The organism is Pseudarthrobacter sp. NPDC058196 (assembly GCF_042882685.1).
In the GTDB taxonomy this organism is placed as follows: Bacteria; Actinomycetota; Actinomycetes; order Actinomycetales; family Micrococcaceae; genus Arthrobacter.
In genome coordinates this window covers 256,064-278,674 of the sequence record NZ_JBHVVN010000005.1, presented here as the reverse complement: position 1 = coordinate 278,674, position 22,611 = coordinate 256,064, and the positions used below count along the sequence as shown (strand labels likewise).

At 65.9% G+C, this 22,611-nt stretch carries 21 protein-coding genes; 18 read left to right on the top strand and 3 right to left on the bottom strand.

Annotation, left to right across the window (positions count from 1 at the left end; all coding sequences use genetic code 11):
* Positions 1-2: 2 nt before the first annotated feature.
* The 4 genes from ACFVVC_RS09450 to bcp all read left to right on the top strand — a co-directional run bounded on the left by ACFVVC_RS09450 (position 3) and on the right by bcp (position 3,752).
* Positions 3-1,196 (top strand): glycerate kinase, encoded by a 1,194-nt coding sequence (locus ACFVVC_RS09450; protein ID WP_387451794.1) that lies wholly within the window; start codon positions 3-5, stop codon positions 1,194-1,196.
* Complete coding sequence (allB, locus tag ACFVVC_RS09445) at positions 1,189-2,532, top strand: allantoinase AllB (protein WP_387451791.1); 1,344 nt, start codon at positions 1,189-1,191, stop codon at positions 2,530-2,532. The genes ACFVVC_RS09450 and allB overlap by 8 nt, the downstream gene beginning before the upstream one ends.
* 9 nt (positions 2,533-2,541) lie before the next feature.
* Complete coding sequence (locus tag ACFVVC_RS09440) at positions 2,542-3,192, top strand: winged helix-turn-helix domain-containing protein (RefSeq protein ID WP_387451788.1); 651 nt, start codon at positions 2,542-2,544, stop codon at positions 3,190-3,192.
* An 80-nt stretch (positions 3,193-3,272) separates the two neighbouring features.
* Entirely contained in the window at positions 3,273-3,752 is a 480-nt protein-coding gene (gene bcp / locus ACFVVC_RS09435) for a thioredoxin-dependent thiol peroxidase (protein ID WP_387451785.1), read from the top strand.
* Between the two features lie 361 nt (positions 3,753-4,113).
* On the opposite strand, the gene ACFVVC_RS09430 is transcribed toward bcp, so the two are convergent.
* On the bottom strand, positions 4,114-4,395 hold the full coding sequence (locus tag ACFVVC_RS09430; RefSeq protein WP_387451782.1) for a hypothetical protein: 282 nt from the start codon (positions 4,393-4,395) through the stop codon (positions 4,114-4,116).
* A gap of 263 nt (positions 4,396-4,658) precedes the next feature.
* Between ACFVVC_RS09430 and ACFVVC_RS09425 the strand changes: the two genes are divergently transcribed.
* From ACFVVC_RS09425 to ACFVVC_RS09410, 4 genes are read left to right on the top strand one after another with little or no spacing between them, the layout of a single operon-like run.
* Complete coding sequence (locus ACFVVC_RS09425) at positions 4,659-5,774, top strand: PP2C family protein-serine/threonine phosphatase (RefSeq protein ID WP_387451779.1); 1,116 nt, start codon at positions 4,659-4,661, stop codon at positions 5,772-5,774.
* Positions 5,771-7,729, top strand: a complete 1,959-nt coding sequence (locus ACFVVC_RS09420; RefSeq protein WP_387451777.1) for a glycosyltransferase family 2 protein — start codon at positions 5,771-5,773, stop codon at positions 7,727-7,729. The genes ACFVVC_RS09425 and ACFVVC_RS09420 overlap by 4 nt, the downstream gene beginning before the upstream one ends.
* A complete protein-coding gene (locus ACFVVC_RS09415; RefSeq protein WP_018771766.1) occupies positions 7,729-8,061 on the top strand; it encodes an STAS domain-containing protein in 333 nt (110 codons plus the stop codon). The genes ACFVVC_RS09420 and ACFVVC_RS09415 overlap by 1 nt, the downstream gene beginning before the upstream one ends.
* Positions 8,054-8,479: an ATP-binding protein gene (locus ACFVVC_RS09410; RefSeq protein WP_387451774.1), complete on the top strand. Its 426-nt coding sequence runs from the start codon at positions 8,054-8,056 to the stop codon at positions 8,477-8,479. Before ACFVVC_RS09415 ends, ACFVVC_RS09410 begins: the two co-directional genes overlap by 8 nt.
* 12 nt (positions 8,480-8,491) lie before the next feature.
* On the opposite strand, the gene ACFVVC_RS09405 is transcribed toward ACFVVC_RS09410, so the two are convergent.
* Positions 8,492-9,718 (bottom strand): ATP-binding protein, encoded by a 1,227-nt coding sequence (locus ACFVVC_RS09405; protein WP_387451772.1) that lies wholly within the window; start codon positions 9,716-9,718, stop codon positions 8,492-8,494.
* Positions 9,719-9,973: 255 nt separating this feature from the next.
* Here ACFVVC_RS09405 and uraD point away from each other — a divergent pair, with 255 nt between their 5' ends.
* The 6 genes from uraD (at position 9,974) to ACFVVC_RS09375 (ending at position 16,346) form a co-directional block, all read left to right on the top strand.
* Entirely contained in the window at positions 9,974-10,471 is a 498-nt protein-coding gene (gene uraD / locus ACFVVC_RS09400) for a 2-oxo-4-hydroxy-4-carboxy-5-ureidoimidazoline decarboxylase (RefSeq protein WP_387451925.1), read from the top strand.
* Entirely contained in the window at positions 10,468-10,806 is a 339-nt protein-coding gene (uraH, locus tag ACFVVC_RS09395) for a hydroxyisourate hydrolase (protein ID WP_387451769.1), read from the top strand. Before uraD ends, uraH begins: the two co-directional genes overlap by 4 nt.
* Positions 10,807-10,885: 79 nt before the next feature.
* On the top strand, positions 10,886-11,695 hold the full coding sequence (locus ACFVVC_RS09390; protein WP_387451767.1) for an IclR family transcriptional regulator: 810 nt from the start codon (positions 10,886-10,888) through the stop codon (positions 11,693-11,695).
* A gap of 516 nt (positions 11,696-12,211) precedes the next feature.
* Positions 12,212-13,246, top strand: coding sequence for a glycine betaine/L-proline ABC transporter ATP-binding protein (locus tag ACFVVC_RS09385; protein WP_387451765.1), 1,035 nt, complete (start codon positions 12,212-12,214; stop codon positions 13,244-13,246).
* On the top strand, positions 13,246-15,273 hold the full coding sequence (locus ACFVVC_RS09380; RefSeq protein ID WP_387451762.1) for an ABC transporter permease: 2,028 nt from the start codon (positions 13,246-13,248) through the stop codon (positions 15,271-15,273). The genes ACFVVC_RS09385 and ACFVVC_RS09380 overlap by 1 nt, the downstream gene beginning before the upstream one ends.
* A 95-nt stretch (positions 15,274-15,368) precedes the next feature.
* On the top strand, positions 15,369-16,346 hold the full coding sequence (locus tag ACFVVC_RS09375) for an ABC transporter substrate-binding protein (protein WP_387451761.1): 978 nt from the start codon (positions 15,369-15,371) through the stop codon (positions 16,344-16,346).
* 132 nt (positions 16,347-16,478) lie between these two features.
* Here ACFVVC_RS09375 and ACFVVC_RS09370 read toward each other — a convergent pair whose 3' ends face one another.
* Positions 16,479-17,159 (bottom strand): GntR family transcriptional regulator, encoded by a 681-nt coding sequence (locus ACFVVC_RS09370; protein ID WP_387451758.1) that lies wholly within the window; start codon positions 17,157-17,159, stop codon positions 16,479-16,481.
* 125 nt (positions 17,160-17,284) lie between these two features.
* On the opposite strand from ACFVVC_RS09370, the gene purU reads away from it, so the two are divergent.
* From purU to ACFVVC_RS09350, 4 genes are read left to right on the top strand one after another with little or no spacing between them, the layout of a single operon-like run.
* On the top strand, positions 17,285-18,190 hold the full coding sequence (purU, locus tag ACFVVC_RS09365) for a formyltetrahydrofolate deformylase (protein ID WP_387451755.1): 906 nt from the start codon (positions 17,285-17,287) through the stop codon (positions 18,188-18,190).
* Positions 18,191-18,240: 50 nt separating this feature from the next.
* Complete coding sequence (locus ACFVVC_RS09360) at positions 18,241-20,733, top strand: FAD-dependent oxidoreductase (RefSeq protein WP_387451752.1); 2,493 nt, start codon at positions 18,241-18,243, stop codon at positions 20,731-20,733.
* 4 nt (positions 20,734-20,737) lie between these two features.
* A complete protein-coding gene (locus ACFVVC_RS09355; protein WP_387451749.1) occupies positions 20,738-21,364 on the top strand; it encodes a cyclodeaminase/cyclohydrolase family protein in 627 nt (208 codons plus the stop codon).
* Positions 21,361-22,266, top strand: coding sequence for a bifunctional 5,10-methylenetetrahydrofolate dehydrogenase/5,10-methenyltetrahydrofolate cyclohydrolase (locus tag ACFVVC_RS09350; RefSeq protein ID WP_387451746.1), 906 nt, complete (start codon positions 21,361-21,363; stop codon positions 22,264-22,266). The genes ACFVVC_RS09355 and ACFVVC_RS09350 overlap by 4 nt, the downstream gene beginning before the upstream one ends.
* The last annotated feature ends 345 nt before the right edge of the window (positions 22,267-22,611 follow it).

The following is a 22,611-nucleotide window of genomic DNA, read 5'->3' as shown; positions in this document are numbered from 1 at the left end:
CCATGCGCGTGGTTATTGCCCCGGACAAATTCAAGGGATCCCTCTCCGCCCCGGACGTGTGCGCCCACCTTGAAAAGGGCCTGCAGCGGGGCGCGGGCGGCAACCTTGACGTGGTCCGGATTCCGGTGGCCGACGGCGGCGAGGGCACCCTCGACGCCGCCGTCGGCTCCGGCTTCACCCGCCGCACGGCACCGGTCACGGGCCCCACCGGCCAGCCGGTGGAGGCGGACTTCGCCGTGCGCGGGCACGAAGCGGTCATCGAAATGGCCACCGCATCCGGGCTCGCCCTGGTACCGCGGACCAGCAAGGGCTCCCGGCCGGACTCCGCAGCCGCCACCACGGCGACGTCCCTGGGGACCGGGCAACTGATCCGGGCAGCACTGGACGCCGGCTGCCGCCGCATCGTACTGGGCGTTGGGGGCAGCGCGAACACCGACGGCGGCGCGGGGCTCCTGCAGGGACTCGGCGCCAGGTTCCTGGACAGCAGGAACAACGAACTTCCACCCGGCGGTGCGGCGCTGGCAAACCTGCACAGCATCGATTTCACCCACTTCGAGCCCCGGCTGGTGGACACACGCTTCGTGCTGGCATCCGACGTCGACAACCCGCTGCTGGGCGCCCAGGGCGCCGCGGCGGTCTTCGGCCCGCAAAAGGGTGCCGCACCACAAGACGTCGGCATGCTCGACGCCGCCCTGGCCAGGTTTGTCGAAGTCCTGGCCAGGGAAATCGGATTCCGTGCCGTCAAGGCCGCCGAGGCTCCCGGAGCCGGGGCAGCCGGCGGCGTGGGCTACGCCGCCATCGCCGTCCTGGCCGCAACGCGGCGGCCGGGCATCGATGTCGTCCTGGAATTCACGGGACTCTCCGACCGCCTGGCCGGCGCGGACCTGGTGATCACCGGCGAAGGCAGCCTCGACGAACAGAGCCTGCTCGGCAAGACGCCCATGGGCGTGGCCCGCGCGGCAGCCGCGCACGGCGTTCCCGTCATCGCCGTCTGCGGCCGCACCACCCTGGACCACGGACAGGCAGCGGCAGCGGGTATCGCGGAGATCCACGCTTTGACGGCGCTCGAATCAGATGTAAACAGGTGCATAGCAGAGGCAGGGCCCCTGCTGGAGCAACTGGGCACCCAGATCAGTGCGGGACTGGCAGCCAACAGGCCCGGCACCGCAAGTACCAAGGAGGACCTCCGTGTCTGAAGAACGTTTTGACCTCGTCATCCGGGGCCGGCGCATCCTGACCAGCGCCGGGATCGCCCCGCGCGAGGTGGGCGTCCGCAACGGCAGGATCGTGGCCCTCGAGCCGCTCGGCAACGGCCTGGCCGGTGCCGAAGTGATCGAACTCGCTGACGACGAAACACTGCTCCCCGGCCTGGTGGACACGCACGTCCACGTCAACGAGCCAGGCCGCACCGAGTGGGAGGGGTTCGCCTCCGCCACCCGCGCCGCAGCAGCAGGCGGCGTGACCACCATCATCGACATGCCGCTGAACTCCGTCCCGCCCACCACCACGGTGGAAAACCTCAAGCTCAAGCGCGAGGTGGCCGAGGACCAGGCGTTCATCGATGTCGGATTCTGGGGCGGTGCCATCCCCGGCAACAAGGCCGACCTGCGCCCCCTGCACGATGAGGGTGTCTTCGGCTTCAAGTGCTTCCTCCTGCACTCCGGCGTGGACGAGTTCCCGCACCTGGACGCGGATGAGATGGAGGAGGACATGGCCGAGCTGAAGTCCTTCGACTCGCTCATGATCGTCCACGCCGAGGACTCTCACGCGATCGACCGCGCCCCGCACCCCGGCGGCGACCACTACTCCACGTTCCTGGCTTCCCGGCCCCGCGGCGCCGAGAACAAGGCCATCGCCGAGGTCATCGAACGGGCCCGCTGGACAGGTGCGCGGGCGCACATCCTGCACCTGTCGTCGTCGGACGCCCTGCCCATGATTGCCAGCGCCAAGCGCGACGGCGTCAAGCTCACCGTGGAGACGTGCCCGCACTACCTGACCCTGATGGCGGAGGAAATCCCTGACGGCGCCACCGCCTACAAGTGCTGCCCGCCCATCCGGGAGGCCTCCAACCGCGAGCTTCTCTGGGAGGGGCTGCAGGACGGCACCATCGACTGCATCGTCTCTGACCACTCCCCCTCCACCCTGGACCTGAAGGACCTGGAGAACGGCGACTTTGCCGTGGCCTGGGGCGGCGTTTCCTCGCTGCAGCTGGGCCTGTCCCTGATCTGGACCGAGGCGCGGCAGCGCGGCATCCCGCTGGAGCAGGTGGTGTCCTGGATGGCAGAAAAGCCCGCCAACCTGGCCCGGCTGGGCAACAAGGGCCAGCTGACCCTTGGCTACGACGCCGACTTCGCCGTCTTCGCCCCGGACGAGGCCTTCGTGGTGGACGTCTCCAAGCTCAAGCACAAGAACCCCATCACCCCGTACGACGGCAAGGCCCTGTCCGGCGTGGTCCGCAAGACCTTCCTCCGCGGCGCCGTGGTGGACGGCCAGACCCCCACGGGCAAGCTGATCCGCCGCGGCGGCGTCTAAGGACCGGCCATGGCAGTGGAAGCCCATCATCCGCGGCCGGCAGCCGCGCACCAGGTTCCAGCCAGGCGGGCCACCGCGTACGGGCTGGCCCTGTGGGTGGTTCCGGCTGACGGCACCAGCCCGGAACTCCTGCGCCACGCCGCCCGCATGGTCCTCGCCAAAGCCCTGCAGACTGCTCCGGAGGCGGAAGTCCATTGGCCTGCCGCCGGAGCCCCCACGTCCGCCGTGGAGGGAGCCGCAAACCACTCCTCCCGCACTCCCTCCGCGGCGGAGGACCCGTGCCCGGCACGGCCCGGGACCGACGGCGGCACCCTGCTGCCGCCGTCGGCCGGTCCCGTCAGCCGGGTGGCCGTGGACCTCGCGGCCGATACTGTCCTGCTGGACGGCGCGCCGGTGGCCCTTACCGGCGTCGAATACAAGGTGCTGCGCTACCTGGTGACCCACCTGTCCCGCACGGTAGGCCGGGAGGAACTGCAACAGTTCCTGGAGTCCCTGGCATTCCCCGGCGCCACCGCCCGGTCCATCGACGTGTACGTGGGGAGGATCCGCAGGAAACTGGGCAATGCCCGCCATGCCGTGGCCACCGTTCGCGGCGGCGGATACCAGTTTGTTCCCGGTCCGCACGCAACCGTTCGAGGTCCGGCGGAATACTGCATATGACGCAGGAGTTGTATCACTAAGCGGCAAACCGCTTCACTGGATGTTTGGCCATCACTGACCGAGTCTTACAAAGGAACGCCATGAGCCCCACCCTGACCACCAAGCTTCAGCCCGGCACGCCGGCTCCTGAGTTCACCCTCCGGGACGCCCAGGGCCGCGAGACCTCGTTGGCCGATTACCGTGGCAAGAACGTCATCGTGTACTTCTACCCCAAAGCCGCCACTCCCGGCTGCACCACCGAGGCCTGCGACTTCCGCGACAACCTGTCCTCCCTGCAGGGCAAGGGCTACGAGGTCGTCGGCGTCTCCCCCGACGCCCAGGAGGCCCTGGCCGGCTTCACCGGTGATTTCGCCCTGACCTTCCCGCTGCTCTCGGACCCCGACCACACTGTCGCCCTGGCCTACGGAGCCTGGGGCGAGAAGCTGGTCAACGGCGAAATCCACGAAGGCATTGTCCGCTCCACCGTTGTGGTGGACCCCGAAGGCAAGGTCACCCTGGCCCAGTACCAGGTGCAGGCCGACGGGCACGTCGGCCGCCTCAAGGAAGCCCTCGGCATCTAGAGCCGCCACCACTTCCTGCAGCTTTTTCCCGAACGCCCTTGCACATAATGCAAGGGCGTTCGGCGTTTACTGGACGGCACTTCCCCGCTTGCGTTGCCCAGGATCCGCCGCCGGGTGTCCTGGGGCACGACGGCGGCGAGGTAGTTGGGCGGGCAGCGGTCCACTCCCCGGCCGGGACCGGGGAGGGGCAGGAGCTACTTGCGGTGCCAGTACTTTCCCCAGTCAACCTCCATGGCCCACAGCGCCAGCAGCAGCGCATCCATGGTCATGAGTCCCGCCAAAAGGTACGCCCAGCCTGCCAACAAGCCCACTGCAATCTCCTGACTATCCCCAGCCAATCGATTGCTGCTAAGTCTGGCACCTACAGGGCCGCTAAGGAATGCCCCCCACCCGCAGTCTTGAAAAGATTTGCGAACCTGATGTGCGCCTCGGTCTCCAGCTTGAGCCGCCGGGTCAGTTTCTCCACGTGCCGGGACATTTCCTCCCCCACGGGAAGGCGGTCGCCGGGCCAGCTGGACACCTCCCGCGATTCGGCGAGCGCCTGCTCCAAGTCCTTGGCCGCGGCCCGCACTTTCCGTGAGTGGAAGTACAGGCGGAGCAGGGCCCTGGCCTTGTCCGCCCCTTTGTTCTTGACTTTGTCCATGGGCTTCCCGCCTTCCGCAAGCTGTTCAGCTTCCGCGCGGTCGTCGTCGTATCCTGATGCCCGGAAGCTGCTGCGTTCTTTCGAGTGTGCGCGGGGTTCCTCAACGTCGCGGCAAGCAGGTGCCAAGATTTCCGCAAGATCTGCTGTGCGGCGTACCCGCAGGAGCTGGCAGAAGGACCGGAAGCCGCCCTGTCAGGCAAGTCACCGGAAACTGTGAAGCATAAGACATGCCCTGTGCGGCTTAATACGGTTAAGTAGTGCCTATGGTCTCTCCCTCCGAATCCCGCCGTGCGGTGGTCATCGAAGATGACCCGGACATCCGCGGCCTGCTGGTCCGTGTCCTGGCGAAGCAGGGCTTCGACGTCACCCATGCCGGCGCCGGCCTGCCCGGGGTGGAGGAAGTCCGCCGCCGCAAGCCCGATCTCGTCACCCTGGACCTGAACCTGCCCGACCTCGACGGGCTGGAGGTCTGCAAGCTCCTGCGCGAATTCTCGGACGCATTCATCGTGATGCTCACCGCCCGGGCAGACGAACTGGACAAGCTGACAGGCCTGGACAACGGCGCCGATGAATACATCAGCAAACCGTTCAGCCCGCGGGAACTGCAGTCCCGCATCAACGCACTGTTCCGGCGCCGGCCCTCCGCCGCCGCCGAATCCGCGGCCCGGGGCGAGCTGGAACGCGCCACCGAGGTACAGCAGAGCCTGCTGCCCAAGGAGGACATCCGGGTGGACGGCTATGACGTGGCCGGCAATTTCCGTCCCTCCCGCAACGTGGGCGGCGACTTTTACGACTGGTACCAGACGCCGGAGGGTCTCCACCTGACGTTCGCAGACGCCATGGGCAAGGGCATGGGCGCGGCCCTGATCGCGGCCACCGTGCGCGCCGTCATGCGCTCAACCGGCCAGCGGCAGGACCTTGACGCCGGTTTCGCCTCGGCCAGCAAGGCGATCGCCACGGACCTGGACTCCTCCAACTCATTCGTGACCCTGTTCCATGCCCGGCTCGATGCAGCCTCCGGCAAGGTCAGTTATGTCGATGCCGGGCACGGCCTGGCGCTGCACATCCAGCCCGTCGGGCCGGCGGAACGCCTCCCTTCCGGCGGTCCACCGGTGGGCGCGTGGCCGGGGACACAGTGGCCGCATGCGGAACTGGAGCTGGCCCCCGGGGACACCCTGGTGGTGGTCAGCGACGGTGTCCTGGATGTCTTCGCATCGGTTGAGGACTTCACCGATGCCGTCCAGGCGGCCACCCAATCCGCGGGCTCCGCCCAAGAGGCCAGCAGCGCCATCCTGGCCCTGGCACCGGCCGAGACCGCGGAGGATGACGTCACGGTGGTCGTGGTCCGCCGCCTGTCCTCAGAGGACGCGGCCGCATGACCCGTTTCTGGACCCGCCTGGTAGTGGTCCTCACGGTCCTGACCGGGCTGAACTACATCGCCTGGCGCTGGATGTCCTCCCTGAACTGGGATGCGTGGTGGATCGCGCTGCCGCTGGTGGCCGCCGAAACGTACAGCCTGATCGACGTCATGCTCTTCGGGATGACGGTGTGGAACCTGAAAATCCGCAAGGCCGCCCCCGAGCCTCCCCGTGACGCCGCCGTGGACGTCTTCATCACCACGTACAACGAGGACCTGGACATGGTCCTCACCACGGCGCTGGCAGCCCAGAAGATCCGGCACCCGCACAGCACCTGGATCCTTGACGACGGCGCCAGGCCCGAACTCAAGGCCCTGTGCGAACAGCACGGCCTGGGCTACGTCACCCGCAGCGAGGACTGGACCAAGGACCTCCCCCGCCACGCAAAGGCAGGAAACCTCAACAACGCGCTGATGGTCACCCACGGCGAGTTCCTCCTGATCCTGGATGCGGACCAGATCCCGGAACCCGACATCCTGGAAAAGACCCTGGGATATTTCAACAACCGGCGGGTGGCCCTGGTCCAGACCCCCCAGTACTTCAGCAACGTCCCCGCGGACGATCCGCTCGGCAGCCAGGCTCCCCTGTTCTACGGCCCCATCCAGCAGGGCAAGGACGGCTGGAACGCCGCGTTCTTCTGCGGCTCCAACGCCATCCTCCGCCGGGAAGCCCTGATGCAGCTGGGCCTGGTGGGCTACGTCAAAGAAACCGAAAAAAGCATCCGGCGCGCGTTGGCCGCGTCGCGCGCAGCCATCCGGCAGGCCCGCAAGTCCACTGACATCGAGTCGACGCTGGTGGCCGGGGTCCTCGACGAGGTGGAGGCCGCCACCCGGGAGGCCCAGCAGGAAGTGGACGCGGGCCAGCCCCTGGCCGAGGTCACCTACCGGGTACGCCGCCGCGTGGACGCCGCGGTCCAGACCCTGGTCCAGGCCGACGTCGCAGCGCTGCAGGCGGACCTCGAAGAGATTGCCGCCATGGAACTGGCGCACGTGGGCGAGTCCGGCGTGCCGGTGGTGGCGGACGACGCCGTCCAGCGGATGTCCGCCCGCGACTGGTCACCGCTGGGCGCCCTGGAGTCCGTCCAGGCCGTGTTGGATGCCCTGACCGTGGAACGCACCGGCGAGGCCCAGCCGGTCATGCCGCTGGCCACCATTTCCGTCACGGAAGACATGGCCACGGCCATGCGCATGCATGCGATGGGCTGGGAGAGCGTCTACCACCACGAGATCCTGGCGTATGGGCTGGCCCCCGAGGACCTGAAGACCATGCTGACCCAGCGCCTGCGCTGGGCCCAGGGCACCATCCAGGTCCTGCTGCGGGAGAACCCCTTGGTGCAGAAGGGCCTCAAGTTGGGCCAGCGCCTGATGTATTTCGCCACCATGTGGACGTACCTGAGCGGGTTCGCCGCCGTCATCTACTTTGCCGCCCCCATCATCTACCTGTTGCTGGGTGTGCTCCCGGTCAGCAGCCTGAGCTGGGACTTCTTCATCCGGTTCATCCCGTTCATGGTGGTCAACCAGCTGCTGTTTGCCGTGGCCGGCCGCGGCATCCCCACCTGGCGTGGCCAGCAGTACAGCCTTGCCCTGTTCCCCACGTGGATCAAGGCATGCACGACGGCGGCCCGCAACGTGTGGTTCGGCCGTCCCCTGGGGTTTGCGGTTACTCCCAAGGCGCGCCAAAGCGGCGGGCCCAGCTGGAGCCTGATCCGGCCCCAGATCGTGGTGTCCATCCTTCTGGCCGTCGCCGCCGTCGTCGGCATCATCCGCCTGGCAACCGGGCTGGCGGAGCCATTGGGCACCCTGGTCAATGTCGTCTGGGTGGTCTTTGACCTTGTGGTCATGAGCATCCTGGTCCGCGCCGTGCTCTACAAGGGGTACGAACCGGCCGCAGAACCTGAAACAAGAGAGGAATCCTGATGGAGTTCAGTTATGAGGTCAAAGACTCATACGCGGAGGTCAAAGCGGATGGACGGCTGAACATGGTCTCCGCGCCCAAGCTGCGCGAGTTCGTCACCGATGTGATCGCCGGCGGGTCGAACCGGATCGTGGTCAACCTGGAAAACACCGCGTTCATGGATTCGTCCGGCCTCGGTGCGCTGATCGGGTGCTTGAAGGCGGCCCGGCAGGCAGGCGGCGACCTCCGGATCGCCGCGGTGCAGCCGCAGGTGAACATGGTCCTGAAGCTGACCAGCATGGACAAGGTGCTCACCGCGTACGCCACGGCCGAAGAGGCGTTCGGCAATGACTAAGATCCTGGCCTCACGCACCTTCCGGGGGCCGGCGGCGGAGGACGCCATCGAAGCCGTCCACAACGACCTCGACAGCCTCTGGCTGGATGTTCCGTTCGTCAACGACATGGACCAGATGACGTTCACCACTGCGGTGATCGAGTCCGCGTCCAACATCGTCCAGCACGCCCAGCCGGCTGGTGCGCGGGATGTGGAATTGGGCGTCGAAACCACCGTGCAGCCCGCGTTGCTGCAGGCCCGCGTCAGCGCCTACTACGCCAAGCCGCCGTTCGGCCCGATGGAGGCTTCCACCCCGGACGAGGACGCCGAATCGGGGCGCGGCCTGGCGCTGATCGAGGCACTGGTGACCACAGTGACCTTTGAACGCCAGGACGGCACCAACACCTGGGTGCTGTCCCGGACGTCCTCCCAGGACTAGGGTCGCGGCCTGCTAGGGCCGGGCGGGGAACAGCACCGATACCGTCGCTCCCCCGCCCGGCGTGTCGGTGATGGCGAGCTTTCCGCCGTGCGCCTGGGCGATGCGGCTGGACGTCGCCAGCCCCAGCCCGGTACCAGGCCCGTCACCGGGCCGGTTCAACCGGACCAAGGGCTGGACGGCCCGTTCCCGGTCCGCCGGCAGGATGCCCTTGCCGTTGTCGGCCACGGTGAGGGTGACACCGAGGGGTCCGTCGTCGGCGCCCACGCTTATTCGCAGCGACCGGTCAGCGCGGCCGTAGTTCAAGGAGTTCGCCAGCAGGTTCTGCACCAGCGTTCGCAACTGGGCCCGGTCCGCGTAGAGTTCCGCGTCCTCGCATGAGATGCCGCTGCCGTAGCCCAGATCCACCCCCAGGTCCTGCGCGGCCTCGGCGGTAACGGCCAGCAGGGACACCCGTTCCGGCCGGATTTCGCCGTCGGTCCTGGCGTAGGCCAGCACCTCTTCCAGGGTGCCCAGCATGCGCCGGCCGCCGGTGCCAATCAGGTCCAGGTATTCTGCGGATGGATGCGACGGGGTGATTCCGGGATCGTCCTGCGCCAGCTCCACATATCCCAGGATGGTGGTCAGTGGCGTGCGAAGGTCATGGCTGACCCGGCCAGCGAATTCGGAGAGAAGGGCGTTGCTGCGCCGCAGTTCCGCCAGGGCGTCGTTGAGCTGGAGTGTGCGGTGCTGCAGTTCCAGGAGCTCCACCACCTGGTGGGCCAGCACCTCCAGCAGCTCGATCTGCTCCGGTGCGGGGAGTTTCGCCTCGTCGGAGAACACGCACAGTGACCCGAGGACCAGTCCCGAGGATGTTTCCAGCGGCACGGACGCGTAGAAGCGGACGTCGGCGATGCTGCCGGTGACGAAAGGGTTTTCCGCGAACCGGGGATCCTTGGAGGCGTCGGGGACTACCGTTGTGCTGTGGTCGAGGAAGACCACGGCGCACATGGAGTCTTCCCGGGAGCAGACCCCGGGGTCGATGCCATACGCAGCAATCTGGACCTGCTCACTCGACGTGATGATGTTGACCACGCTGTAGGGCACCCCGCACAGGGAGGCGGCCAGGCGCACCAGGTTGTCCAGCGCGTCCCGGGCCCGGCCGTCAATCAGGCCCGCTCTTTCGCCCGCCACCAACGGCAGGAGTCCGTAGGCCCGCAGGCCCGTGTCGCGTCCTGCATCCTGATCGGTCAGCATCTGCATAGCCGCCCCGTCCATAATTCCGTTATGCCCCCAGTATCATCAGCGTGGACCAGTGGTCCTTCCGCGATCCTACCGGCTGGGCCAAACGGCTGTTGTACGCTCTTGACACGGGCGCAGGCCTGTTCTTAGATATTACGTATGCTGAAATAACAGTTCCATGATGCGGAAGCCATTCGGGTGATTGGCGCCGGGTCAACCGGCCTCCGCATAGCCGTCACCATGGATGCCAGCATGACCATCGAGGACTACGCCAGCATGAAGCTTGCCGAATTCAACTCCGCGGAGCACGCCGCGGCCCAGGCCACCCTCCGGCCCTGCATCGACGTCACCCGGTGGGTGGAGGCGGTGGCAGGAGCCCGGCCGTTCGCCAGCCGGGATGGGCTCCTGGCGTTTGCCGCCGAAGCAGCCAAGCCTTTCACTCCCGCCGAGGTCGAGGCCGCCATGGTCCACCACCCACGGATCGGGGAACGCCCGACGACGGCCGGCGCCGAGGCGTCCATGTCCCGCTCCGAACAGGCCGGGGTGAACCCGGCGGATACCGACGCCGCAGAGGCCCTCGCCAGGGGGAACCGGGAGTACGAGGAAAAGTTCGGCCGGGTTTTCCTGATCCGGGCCGCCGGACGCACAGCGCCGGAAATCCTGCAGGCCCTGAACCAGCGCCTCACCAACTCCCCCGAAGAAGAAGACACCATCGTGGCCCAGCAGCTGCGCGAAATTGCCGTACTGCGGCTTGAAGGACTGATCAGCGAATGAGCGTTTCCCACGTCACCACCCACATCCTTGACACCGGTGCCGGGCGCCCGGCGGCGGGCGTCGCCGTCGTCCTTTCAAAGAACGACGCCGGCACCTGGCGCGAGCTGGCGGCCTCCAGCACCGACGCCGACGGCCGGGCGAAGGACCTGGGCCCCGAGCAGCTGGAACCCGGGCACTACAAACTGAACTTCGCCACCGGGAAGTACTACGCCGGGCAGCAGACCGCGACGTTCTTCCCCGAGGTGGACCTGGTCTTCGAAGTGACCGGCTCCGAGCACTACCATGTGCCCCTGCTCCTGAGCCCGTTCGCGTACTCCACCTACCGCGGGAGCTAGCAGCTGATCGGCGCCTGTGCGTCAAGCAGGTTAACCGGGTGTCACGGCCGTCACAATTTCCGGCATAGGATCAGGAAGTATGGCTTCGAATAGAGACCCTGAATCCGATACCGACGCCGAGGGCGGCCAGTCCGGCGGGGTACAGTCCGTCGAGCGCGCCCTCACCGTCCTGGAGATCCTGGCCCGCGACGGGCGCGCGGGCGTGAGCGAAATTGCCGAGGAAATGGGCATCCACAAATCCACGGTCTCCCGGCTGATGGGGTCCCTCGTCACTCGGGAGATGGTCCACCAGAACAGCGAGCGCGGCAAGTATCAGCTCGGGTTCGGGATCCTTCGCCTTGCCAGTTCCATCCCCGGCCGGTTGAGCCTGGTCCACGAGGCACGGTCCGTCCTGGAAGGCCTGGCCGAGGAATTCAAGGAAACCGTCAACCTTGCGGTCCTGCGGTCCAACTATGCCGTCAACGTGGACCAGGCCATGGGGCCCTCCACGCTGGCCACCTATGACTGGGTGGGGAGCCTGACCCCGCTCCATGCCACCTCCAGCGGCAAGGTCCTCCTGGCCGCGCTGGAGGCCGATGAGCGGGACCGCATCCTGAAGGAGACCGGCCTGGCTCCCCGGACCGCCCGGACCATCACCAGCCGCACGGAACTGGATGCCCAGCTCCTCGAAGCGGTCGCAAGGGGCTACGCGGTGGTGCGCGAGGAGTTCGAAATCGGCCTGAATGCAGTCGCCGTCCCGGTCTACAACCACCAGGGCACCGTGATTGGCGCCATCAGTATCTCGGGGCCGGCATTCCGCTTCGACCCGGAGAAGATTCCGGGCCTCCTGGACGCACTCAAGGAAGCCGGGCTCAAGGTCAGCGCCAACATGGGCTACAACCGGCATTAGGAACAGCAAAAATGACCCCCGGGGCATCCCGGGGGTCATTTTGCGTTAATCAGGATGCGGCGCCGGCCGGGGGCCGATGACGATGCCGCCACGATCGCCGGCGCCTGCATAAATTCCCCTCCAAGTCGCTATTGCGCAGCAAAGGGCACGATACGCAACAGGGTGGCTGGAACCGCCCTCCCGTCAAGGAGCACGCGGAGGCGCGAGGGGCAGCCACGTAACATCACGGCCTTCCAAAAAAGAATCCTTGACAAAGGGAGTGGCGTAAATCACTCTGTTGCGTAGGACGAAGTGAGTTGCCGCTTACACAACTCGCTTGGTCACCCGGAATGCAGAAAGTCGATCGCAGCTCGGCTGCCCTACCCCCGCTTTGACTATGTGCCGCAAGCACAATCCAAGACGTTCCCCCACCTTGGCTCCCGAGCCACAGCGGAAGTCTCATGCGCTGGCGCCCAGCACAGACACGACCCCGCCGAAGCACACGGTTCCAACCTCCACCCAAGCAGGAGTACAGCCATGAACAACCCCGCCATCTCAGTTCGCGACCTTTGGAAGGTCTTCGGACCGGGGGGAGAGAAGATCCCAGGAAACCGGGAACTGTCCGCCCTTGGCTCTGCAGAACTGCTGGAACGCACCAGCTGCGTTGCCGCGGTCCGCAACCTGAGCTTCGACGTCGCGAAAGGCGAGGTCTTCGTGGTCATGGGATTGTCCGGGTCCGGCAAGTCCACCCTGATCCGCTGCCTTACCAGGCTCATCGAGCCGACGTCCGGCCAGGTCCTGGTGGACGGCAACGATGTCCTGCAGGCAGGCGTGGCTGAACTGCGGGAGCTCCGCCGGCGAAAAGTGTCGATGGTCTTCCAGCACTTCGGGCTGCTGCCGCACCGCACGGTCCTGGACAACGTCTCATATGGGCTGCAGATACGGGGCACGGCGAAGAACGAACGCCACACCAAGGCCCGGGAAATCATTGAACTGGTTGGACTCAAAGGCTACGAACAGCACTACCCGGACCAGCTGTCCGGCGGTATGCAGCAGCGCGTCGGCTTGGGGCGGGCCTTAGCCGGAGACCCGGACACCATCCTCTTCGACGAGCCCTTCTCAGCACTGGATCCACTGATCCGGCGTGACATGCAGGCAGAGGTCATCCGGCTCCACAAGGAGATGGGAAAGACCATGGTGTTCGTGACGCACGACCTCGCTGAGGCGCTGAAACTCGGAGACCGGATCCTGATCATGCGCAACGGAGAGCCTGTCCAGTGCGGCACCGGTGACGACCTTGTAGGATCCCCGGCGGACAAATACATCGAGGACTTCGTCTCGGAAGTCCCCCGCGCCGACGTCTTGACCCTCAAATGGATCACGCGACCGCTTGCTGACACCACGCCCAGGGATGCGGCAGTGCTCAACTCCAGGACGATCATCCGCGACGCCATCCCGGCTGTCATGCACTCTTCCTGCCCGGTCCTTGTCGAAGAGGGCGGCAGGATCACGGGACAGATCGACCGCGACAGCATTCTTTCGGTGCTGCAACCGGCAGAAGCGGCGGCCTGATGTCTGCCGTCCTCGAAAAACAGAAAACCGTCCAGTCCGCCCCCATTGTCCTTGAAGCACGCCCCAAACCCAGCCGAAGGACAGTCCTCCTGCTGGCCGCCGGTGCACTGTGGATCCTGGGATTCCTGCTCCTGAACGGCACGGGAACCCTGGCGTTGCCCGCTTCCGAGCTGACTGACCTGCACCGTTCCCTTAATCAGTTCAATTCCTGGGTCGCAGCGAACCGCGCGGACAACCCAATTTTCCTGTACGTTTTCACACCGCTCCGGTCCGCGGTGGACGCCGTGGCCAACCTGTTCACCACCACCTTCGCGGCGACTTCGACGGGCCTTCGGCTGCCTGAGATCGGGTGGCTGGGCACGGTGGGCCTGCTGACCTGGATCGCACTCGCCGTCGGCAATGTCCGGGTGGCGCTGTTGACCGCCGCAGTCTTTGTCTTCTTCGGCGTCCAAGGCCTGTTCGTGGAGGCCACCTACACCTTCGCCCTGGTACTCACGTCGGTGCTGCTGACCCTGCTGGTGGGCCTCCCGCTTGGCATCCTGGCTGGGATCTACGGCAGGCTTGCCAGGATCATCACACCGGTGCTCGATTTCATGCAGACACTGCCCACGTTTGTGTACCTTGCCCCGCTGGCCCTGGTCTTCCTCATCGGGCCGGCCTCCGCAGTGATCGCCACAGTCATCTATGCGGCCCCACCCGTCATACGCCTGACCGCACATGGCATCCGCCGCATTCCTGAGAACACCCGGGAAGCCTCCGATTCGCTCGGCACAACAGGCATCCAGCGGCTCCTCACTCTGCAGCTGCCCATGGCACGCCGGACCATCGTCATGGGCATCAACCAGGGGACCATGGCTGCCCTGTCCATGGTGACAATCGCCGCCCTGATAGCAGCCCCGGGGCTAGGCCAGACAGTAGTCAGGGCACTGCAGTCCCTCGACGTCGGCACCGCCGTCAACGCGGGGCTCTCCATCGTCCTGCTGGCCATTGCCCTTGACCGGGTGACGACGGCGGCGAGCCGCCGGGCGGAGCCTGGCTCATCCAACAAGCACAGGTTCAGCCGGAGGACGCGGCTCATAGTCCTCGGCGCCGCCCTGGCCGTCGCGCTGGTCATGGTGCAGTTGTCCAGGACCATGCTGTGGGCAGCTGCTTTCCCCCAGGAACTCAACGTGGGCCCGGCGATCGTCAAGAACGTCAACGCCGCCAGCCAGTGGCTGCAATCCAATTTGTCCCTCTTCACCGTGTCGTTCCGTGAAGGCGCCACCAGCGCCATCCTCAACCCGTTCCAGTCGTTGCTGACCGACACGCCCTTCTACATCCTCGTCGCCGTGGTCGCCATCGTGGCGTACGCGCTTGGCGGCTGGAAACTCGCTGCCTTGACGACCGCCTGCCTGGGGGTCATCATCTACCTCGGCCTCTGGAGCGATTCCATGGTCACCCTCGCTGGAACCCTGGTTGCCACGGCAGTGGTCATGGTCCTGGGCATCGTTTTCGGGGTGGCAATGGGCCGGTCCAACCGTGTCGACCAGCTCATGCGTCCGCTCCTTGACGCCGGCCAGACCATGCCGTCCTTCGTGTACCTGGTGCCGTTCCTTGGCCTCTTCGGAGCCACCCGCTTCACGGCGATCATCGCCGGCATCATCTACGCCGCCCCTGTGGCCATCAAGATCACCGCCGATGGAATCGCGGCGATCTCCCCGACTGTCGTCGAGTCCGCGATCGCCAGCGGTTCGACACCGTGGCAGGTGATCACCAAGGTGCAGCTGCCCATGGCCAGGCAATCCCTGGCGCTCGCTGCCAACCAGGGGCTGATCTACGTCCTGGCCATGGTGGTGGTGGGAGCCCTCGTCGGGGCAGGCGGCCTCGGATACGACGTCGTGGCCGGATTCGTCCAGAGTTCCATTTTCGGTAAGGGCCTCGCCGCCGGCCTCGCCATCGTGTTCCTCGGAATCATGATGGACAGGATGACGCAGGCTGCTGCGGCCGCTCCGGCACGCAGAATCCCAGTGTCCAAGTCCACTGCGTGACCCGTGTCCCGCCCCGGCCTTCCCCTGTTCCACCACCCCCAAACCTGCCGACGCCTCGGCATGAAGACCCGTACGCCCCAACAAGGAGACCCAACATGAGAAAAGCTGAAAGGCTGATAAAACGCACCGTGCCGGCAGTGGCTGGAGCCGCTGCCGCCGCCCTGCTCCTCGCAGGCTGCGGTGGTGCATCAGTAAACCAGACTGCCGCCGCGGCCGGTGCCACAGGAACCCCCTGCGGCAGCGTGAATGTAGCAATGAACGCCTGGGTGGGCTACACCGCGGACGCCGCCGTTTACAGCTACGTGGCGAAAAACAAGCTCGGCTGCACAGTCGTCCAGAAGGACCTCAATGAGCAGGTCTCCTGGCAGGGTTTCGCATCCGGCGAAGTGGACGTCATCATCGAAAACTGGGGCCACGCCGACCTGACCAAACAGTACATCACCGACCAGAAGGTGGCCGTTGATGCCGGCCCGACAGGAAACGAAGGGCACATCGGCTGGTACGTCCCGCCATGGATGGCAGAAAAGTACCCGGACATCACCGACGGCAACAACCTCAACAAATACGCGTCGATGTTCACCACCTCCGAGTCCGGCGGAAAGGGCCAGGTCCTTGACGGCGACCCTGCGTTCGTCACCAATGACGAGGCACTGGTGAAGAACCTCAACCTTGACTACAAGGTGGTCTTCGCCGGCTCGGAAGCGGCACTCATCCAGTCATTCCGGACGGCGCAGCAGAACAAGACACCCCTTCTCGGCTATTTCTACGAGCCGCAGTGGTTCCTCTCTGAGGTTCCGTTGAAGAAGGTGAACCTGCCGGCGTGGACGGAGGGCTGCGACGCCAACCCGGAGAAAGTCGCCTGCGACTACCCGACGTACAAGCTCAACAAGATCATCTCCAAGAAGCTTGACGACAGCGGTTCGCCCGCGGCAAAGCTGGCCAAGGGGTTCACCTGGACCAACGAGGACCAGAACTCGGTAGCCACCGATATCCAGGGTGGAATGACCCCTGAAGCGGCGGCAAAGAAGTGGGTGGATGCCCACCAAAGCGTGGTGGACCGTTGGCTTAGCTGACAACTGTTCCTGGCGCCATACCAAGGGAAGCAGTCCAGGGGTTTCAGGCCCCGGGACTGCTTCCCTCGGTTTTGGCCGGACGCGGAGCAACCAGGTCACACCTGCTGTTAACAGGCGGGCGAGGCAGTGGACCTAGGCGTTGAAGAGCGCCTCGCGCACCGCATGCTCGAAGCCACTCACATGGACCTTGGCAAGCTCGGAAGCCCGCTCCTCGTCGCCGTCGATAACGGCCCGGAGCAGATCGAGGTGTTCGCGCACGTGGTGCGAAAGGTCCGGCAGGCGGTCGATCACCATGCACCAGATCCGCGTTGCCAGGTTGTCGTACCGGACCAGGATGTCCTCCAGGTGCGGGTTGGCAGCGGCGGCATAGATGCCCTGGTGCACCCGGGCATCAAGCTGCAGCGTCTCGGTCACAGTTGCCGCGGCAACGTCGAACGCCTCGACCTTCTCGAGCGTGGCCCGCAACCCGTCCCGGACCGCAGGGGTGGCCACCCGGGCGGCCCGGGCGGCCGCAAGGGGCTCAAGCTGGGCCCGGATCTCCGAGATAAAGGAAAGGTCCGTCACGTCCACCCGGGTGGCGAAAGTGCCCCGCCGCGGGTAGGTCTTCACCAGGCGGTCCAGCTCCAGCCGCTTCAGGGCTTCGCGCACCGGAGTCCGTCCCATGCCCAGATTTTTGGCAAGGAGCTCGTCGTTGAGCAGCTCCCCGGGCTTGATTTCCAACATAAGCAACCAGTCGCGGATGCTCTCATAGGCGACATCTGCCAGCGACTTCCTTCCGGCGTCGTCCCCCACCGCCAAAGCCTCGATTGCCATGCTGAGCCCCTTCTTCGCAACCTGGAAAAAACTATTGACCTCGCCTATGGACCAGTATACGCTGGCATCCAATCTAATATATCAGTCCGCAGCTTTTGAATATATCTATCAGAAGGAGGAGGGACATGACCCTCATCGCAACAGCCTCAGCAACCGCTACCCTGCCAGTGCTCAAGGAAGAGCCGGCACGGAAGTTCGTGCTGACCTTGTCCTGCCGCGAGCAGGCCGGAATTGTGCAGGCCGTGACCACGTTCCTCTTTGAACGTGGCTTCAACATCGACGAACACCAGCAGTTCGATGACAGCCTGCGTGAGACACTCCACCTGCGCACCGCGTTCTCCGGCTCCCACGGCTACACGTCAGCGATGCTCGAAGAAGAGTTCGCCGGCATCGCCAGCCGCTTCGACATGAAGTCCAGCTTCCACGACCAGACCCCCAAGCGCGTCCTGGTCATGGTGTCCAAGTTCGGCCACTGCCTGAACGACCTCATCTTCCGGTGGCGCGGCGGCAGCCTGGGCGCAGAGCTGGTAGCGGTTGTTTCCAACCACGAAACCCACCGCGCCATGGCGGAAGCCGCGGGACTCCCCTTCATCTACGTCCCCGTCACCCCGGACACGAAAGCCGACGCCGAGCGCCGGCTCCTGGACCTGGTGGATGAGTACAACGCCGACCTCGTGGTCCTGGCCCGCTACATGCAGGTGCTCTCAAATGACCTGTGCCGCGCCCTGGAGGGCCGTGCCATCAACATCCACCACTCTTTCCTCCCCGGTTTCAAGGGCGCACGCCCCTACCACCAGGCCTACGACCGCGGCGTCAAGCTGGTGGGTGCCACCGCCCACTACGTCACGGCGGACCTGGATGAGGGACCGATCATCGAGCAGGAAGTCATTCGCGTGGACCACACCTATGGCCCGGCGCAACTGTCCACCGTGGGCCAGGACGCCGAGGCGCTGGCCCTGTCCCGCGCCGTTCGCTGGCACTGCCAGCACCGGGTGCTGCTGGACCAGACCAGCACCGTGGTGTTCCGGTGAGCACCGGCCCGTACCCAGGCACAATCCGTAAAGCAGCAGGAGAGACCACCTTGGAATCGTCGCCACGCATTGTCATTATCGGAGCCGGCATCGTCGGCACCAACCTCGCGGATGAGCTCGTCACGCGGGGCTGGAACAACATCACGGTCCTGGACCAGGGTCCCCTCAACATGCCCGGCGGTTCGACCTCGCACGCCCCGGGACTGGTCTTCCAGACCAACCCTTCCAAGTCCATGGCCCTGTTCGCCAAGTACACCGTGGAAAAGTTGCTGTCGCTGACCGAGGACGGGACCAGCTGCTTCAACCAGGTGGGCGGCCTGGAAGTTGCCACCACCGAAACCCGACTCTCGGACCTGAAGCGCAAGCTCGGTTACGCCGCCGCCTGGGGCATCGACGGCCGGATCGTCTCCCCGGCGGAGTGCAAGGAGCTGTACCCCCTTATTAACGAGGAGGAGATCCTGGGTGGCCTGCACGTCCCGAGCGACGGCCTGGCCAGCGCGGCGCGGGCCGTGCAGCTGCTGATCAAGCGAACCGAGGCTGCCGGCGTGAAGTACCAGGGCAACACCACCGTCACCGGCATCGAACAGTCCGGCCGCCGCGTCACTGGCGTCCAGACCTCCGACGGCGTGGTCCCGGCAGACATCGTGGTCTCCTGCGCCGGCTTCTGGGGTGCGAAGATCGGCGAAATGATCGGCATGTCCGTCCCGCTGCTCCCGCTGGCCCACCAGTACGTCAAGACCACCCCGGTCCCGGATCAAATGGGTAGGAACGAGCTGCCCAACGGCGCCCGGCTGCCCATCCTGCGCTACCAGGACCAGGACCTCTACTACCGCGAACACGGCGACCGGTACGGCATCGGCTCCTACGCCCACAAGCCCATGCCCGTGGACCTGGACGAACTCGGCAGCTTCAAGCCGGACGAAATCAGCGAGCACAACATGCCGTCCCGGCTGGACTTCACGGTGGAGGACTTCCTCCCCGCATGGGAGGCCACCAAGCAGTTGCTCCCCGCCCTGCGCGATAGCGAGATCGAGGACGGCTTCAACGGCATCTTCTCCTTCACCCCCGACGGCGGCTCCCTCGTGGGCGAGTCCAGGGAACTCGACGGCTTCTTCGTTGCCGAAGCCGTCTGGGTCACCCACTCCGCCGGGATCGCGCGCGCTGTCGCCGAACTCCTGGTGGACGGCAAGTCCTCCATCGACCTGGGCGACTGCGACATCCACCGCTTCGAGGACGTCCAGCTGACGCCCGAATACGTCAGCGAAACCTCGCAGCAGAACTTCGTGGAGATCTACGACGTCCTGCACCCCCTGCAGCCCAAGCTCTCCCCGCGCAACCTGCGCGTGTCCCCCTTCCACGCCCGGCACAAGGAACTTGGCGGCTACTTCCTCGAAGGCGCCGGCTGGGAACGGCCCTACTGGTTCGAGGCGAACGCCGAACTGCTCAAGGAGATGCCCGCCGGCTGGCAGCCCCCGGCCCGCGATGCCTGGTCCGGGATGTTCAGCTCCCCCATCGCCGCGGCCGAGGCCTGGAAGACGCGCACCGCCGTCGCCATGTACGACATGACGCCGCTGAAGCGCCTCGAAATCTCCGGCCCCGGCGCCCTGAAGCTGCTGCAAGAGCTCACCACCGCCGAGCTGAACAAGAAACCCGGCGCGGTCACCTACACCCTGCTGCTCGACCATGCCGGCGGCATCCGCAGCGACATCACCGTGGCCCGCCTATCCGAGGACACCTTCCAGCTGGGCGCCAACGGCAACATCGACACCGCCTACTTCGAACGCGCCGCCCGGCACCAGACCGAAGGCGGCGGCGCCGGCGACTGGGTCCAGGTCCGCGACACCACCGGCGGCACCTGCTGCATCGGCCTGTGGGGCCCGCTGGCACGCGACCTGGTCAGCACCGTCAGCAGCGACGACTTCTCCAACGACGGCCTGAAATACTTCCGTGCCAAGAAGGTGGTTATCGGCGGCGTGCCGGTCACCGCCATGCGCCTGTCCTACGTCGGTGAGCTTGGCTGGGAACTGTACACCAGCGCCGACAACGGCCAGCGGCTCTGGGATACGCTGTGGAAGGCGGGCCGGCCGTTCGGCGTCATCGCGGCCGGGCGCGCCGCGTTCAGCTCGCTCCGCCTGGAAAAGGGCTACCGTTCCTGGGGCACGGACATGACCACCGAGCACGACCCCTTCGAGTCCGGCCTGGGCTTCGCGGTGAAGATGGCCAAGGACAACTTCGTCGGCAAAGCGGCCCTGGAAGGCCGCACCGAGGAGAACTCAGCGCGGCGCCTGCGCTGCCTCACGGTCGACGACGGCCGCAGCCTGGTGCTCGGCAAGGAACCGGTGTTCTACAAGGACCAGGCAGTTGGCTACGTGACCAGCGCCGCCTACGGCTACTCGGTCAGGAAACCGATCGCCTACTCCTACCTGCCCGCCGAAGTTTCGATCGGCGACTCCGTGGAGATCGAATACTTCGGGCGCCGGATCGTCGCCACGGTCACGCAGGACCCGCTGTACGACCCCACCATGACCCGGCTCCGCGGGTAAGGCCATGATCAGCACAGAGACAATCAGCAGCTACCTCACCCGGCTGGCCGCCAGGCAGCCAACCCCAGGCGGCGGTGCTGCCGCGGCCCTGCACGCGGCCCAGGGTGCAGCGTTGGTGGCCATGGTGGCGCGGTACACCACCGGCGCCAAGTATGAGCCGCACGCACCCCTGGTGCAGCGCATTACGGCCGCAGCCGACGGCCTTATCGACGAGACGCTGCACCTGGCCGAGGCGGACGAAGTGGCCTTCCAGGCAGTCATCGACTCCTATAAACTCCCGTCCGACACGGCCGAGCTCAAGGCCGCCCGCGCGGCCGGGATCCAGTCAGCACTCATCCAGGCGGCAGAAACACCCGCACGGCTGGTCAAGTTGTCGGGTGACATCGTGGACCTGGCCACGGAGCTGTTCGACGTCGCCAACGCCAACGTCATCAGCGACGTGGCAGCGGCCGCCGATGCCGCCCGGGCAGCCGCCACTACAGCGCGCGTGAACATCGACATCAACGTTGTGGCGGTCAAGGACCCGGAGGTACGCGCCCGGCTTGCGCGCCAGACGGACAGCATTGAGGAAAAGGTGGTCTTGGCGGCAGATGCCCTCTCGGCCCGCGTGCGGGAAAGGATCCTTGGTTGAGCACCAAAATACTTTCCGGGAAGCCTTTGGCAGGCCAATTCCAACAGGAGGTCAAGGAACAGGTCCGGTCGCTTGAATTCGAGGGCGTCCGCCCGGTCGTGGCGGTGGTCATGGCGACCGGCGACGAATCAACGCACTGGTACGTCCGTTCCATCGAGCGGGCAGCAGAGCGTGCCGGAGTCGGCTGCCGGATCATCGACCTGGGACACGACGCAACGGAGCCGGTACTGGCCGGCGTCCTGCGGGACCTCAGCGCCGAACCCTCGGTCAACGGCATCATCCTGCAAACACCGCTGCCTCCCGGTGTCCGGACCGACAACCTGGTGGGCCTCATCGCCCCGGAAAAGGATATCGACGGCGCCAATCCACTGAGCCTGGGGCGCCTTGCCGTCGGTCAGCCGGCCTTTGCGCCCGCCACCGCGCGCTCCGTCGTCGAAATCCTGGAGCATTACCGGATTCCCCTGGCGGGCAAGGGCGTTGTGGTGGTGGGCCGGTCCGCCGTAGTGGGCAAACCCTTGTCCCTCCTGCTGCTGGCACGCGATGCCGCCGTGACGGTCTGCCATTCCAGGTCCGGGCCGCTGGCGCGCTACACGAAGGATGCCGATGTGGTGGTGGTCGCCGCCGGCCGCGCCGGACTGCTGGGAGGCAGCGACGTCTCCTCCCGGACAGTGGTGGTCGACGTCGGCACGAACGTCCTTCCCGACGGCTCGCTGGTGGGGGACGTGGACGAAGCCAGCGTCACCGGGACAGCAGCGGCGCTCACCCCGGTTCCCGGCGGAGTGGGCTCAGTGACCACGGCTCTGCTGCTCCTTCACACCGTGGAGGCCGCACGCAGGCAAGTGTCCTCCCCGCCGCTGGCGCCCGAGGCCCTGGAGTCCCAGGTCCTGGAAGCCGCTGGCTAGGAAAGACACAGCGTTGGCAACGGGTGTCCCGTTCTCCGTGAAAGGTGCTTCGATGGGCCTAAGACCTGGGGAGGTATTCCTCATCGAAGCACCGTTTTCGGAAAACGGGACCCCGCAACAGGCGCGCCCCGAGCACGTAGCAGGAACGCTTACGTGCTTCGTCTTTCACAGGACACACTCTTGACATAGAGTGTGAGCTAGCGCACGATTTTGTTGCATAAAGCGAACGTTGTTGATCATCACGGAACGTAGCTCTCCTGGAGATGCTCCTCCCGCCCTTCCGACGCCACCCGCAATGGCCTTGGAAGCAGACGGACAAATTTATGAAGGCCGATCCGAAAGGGG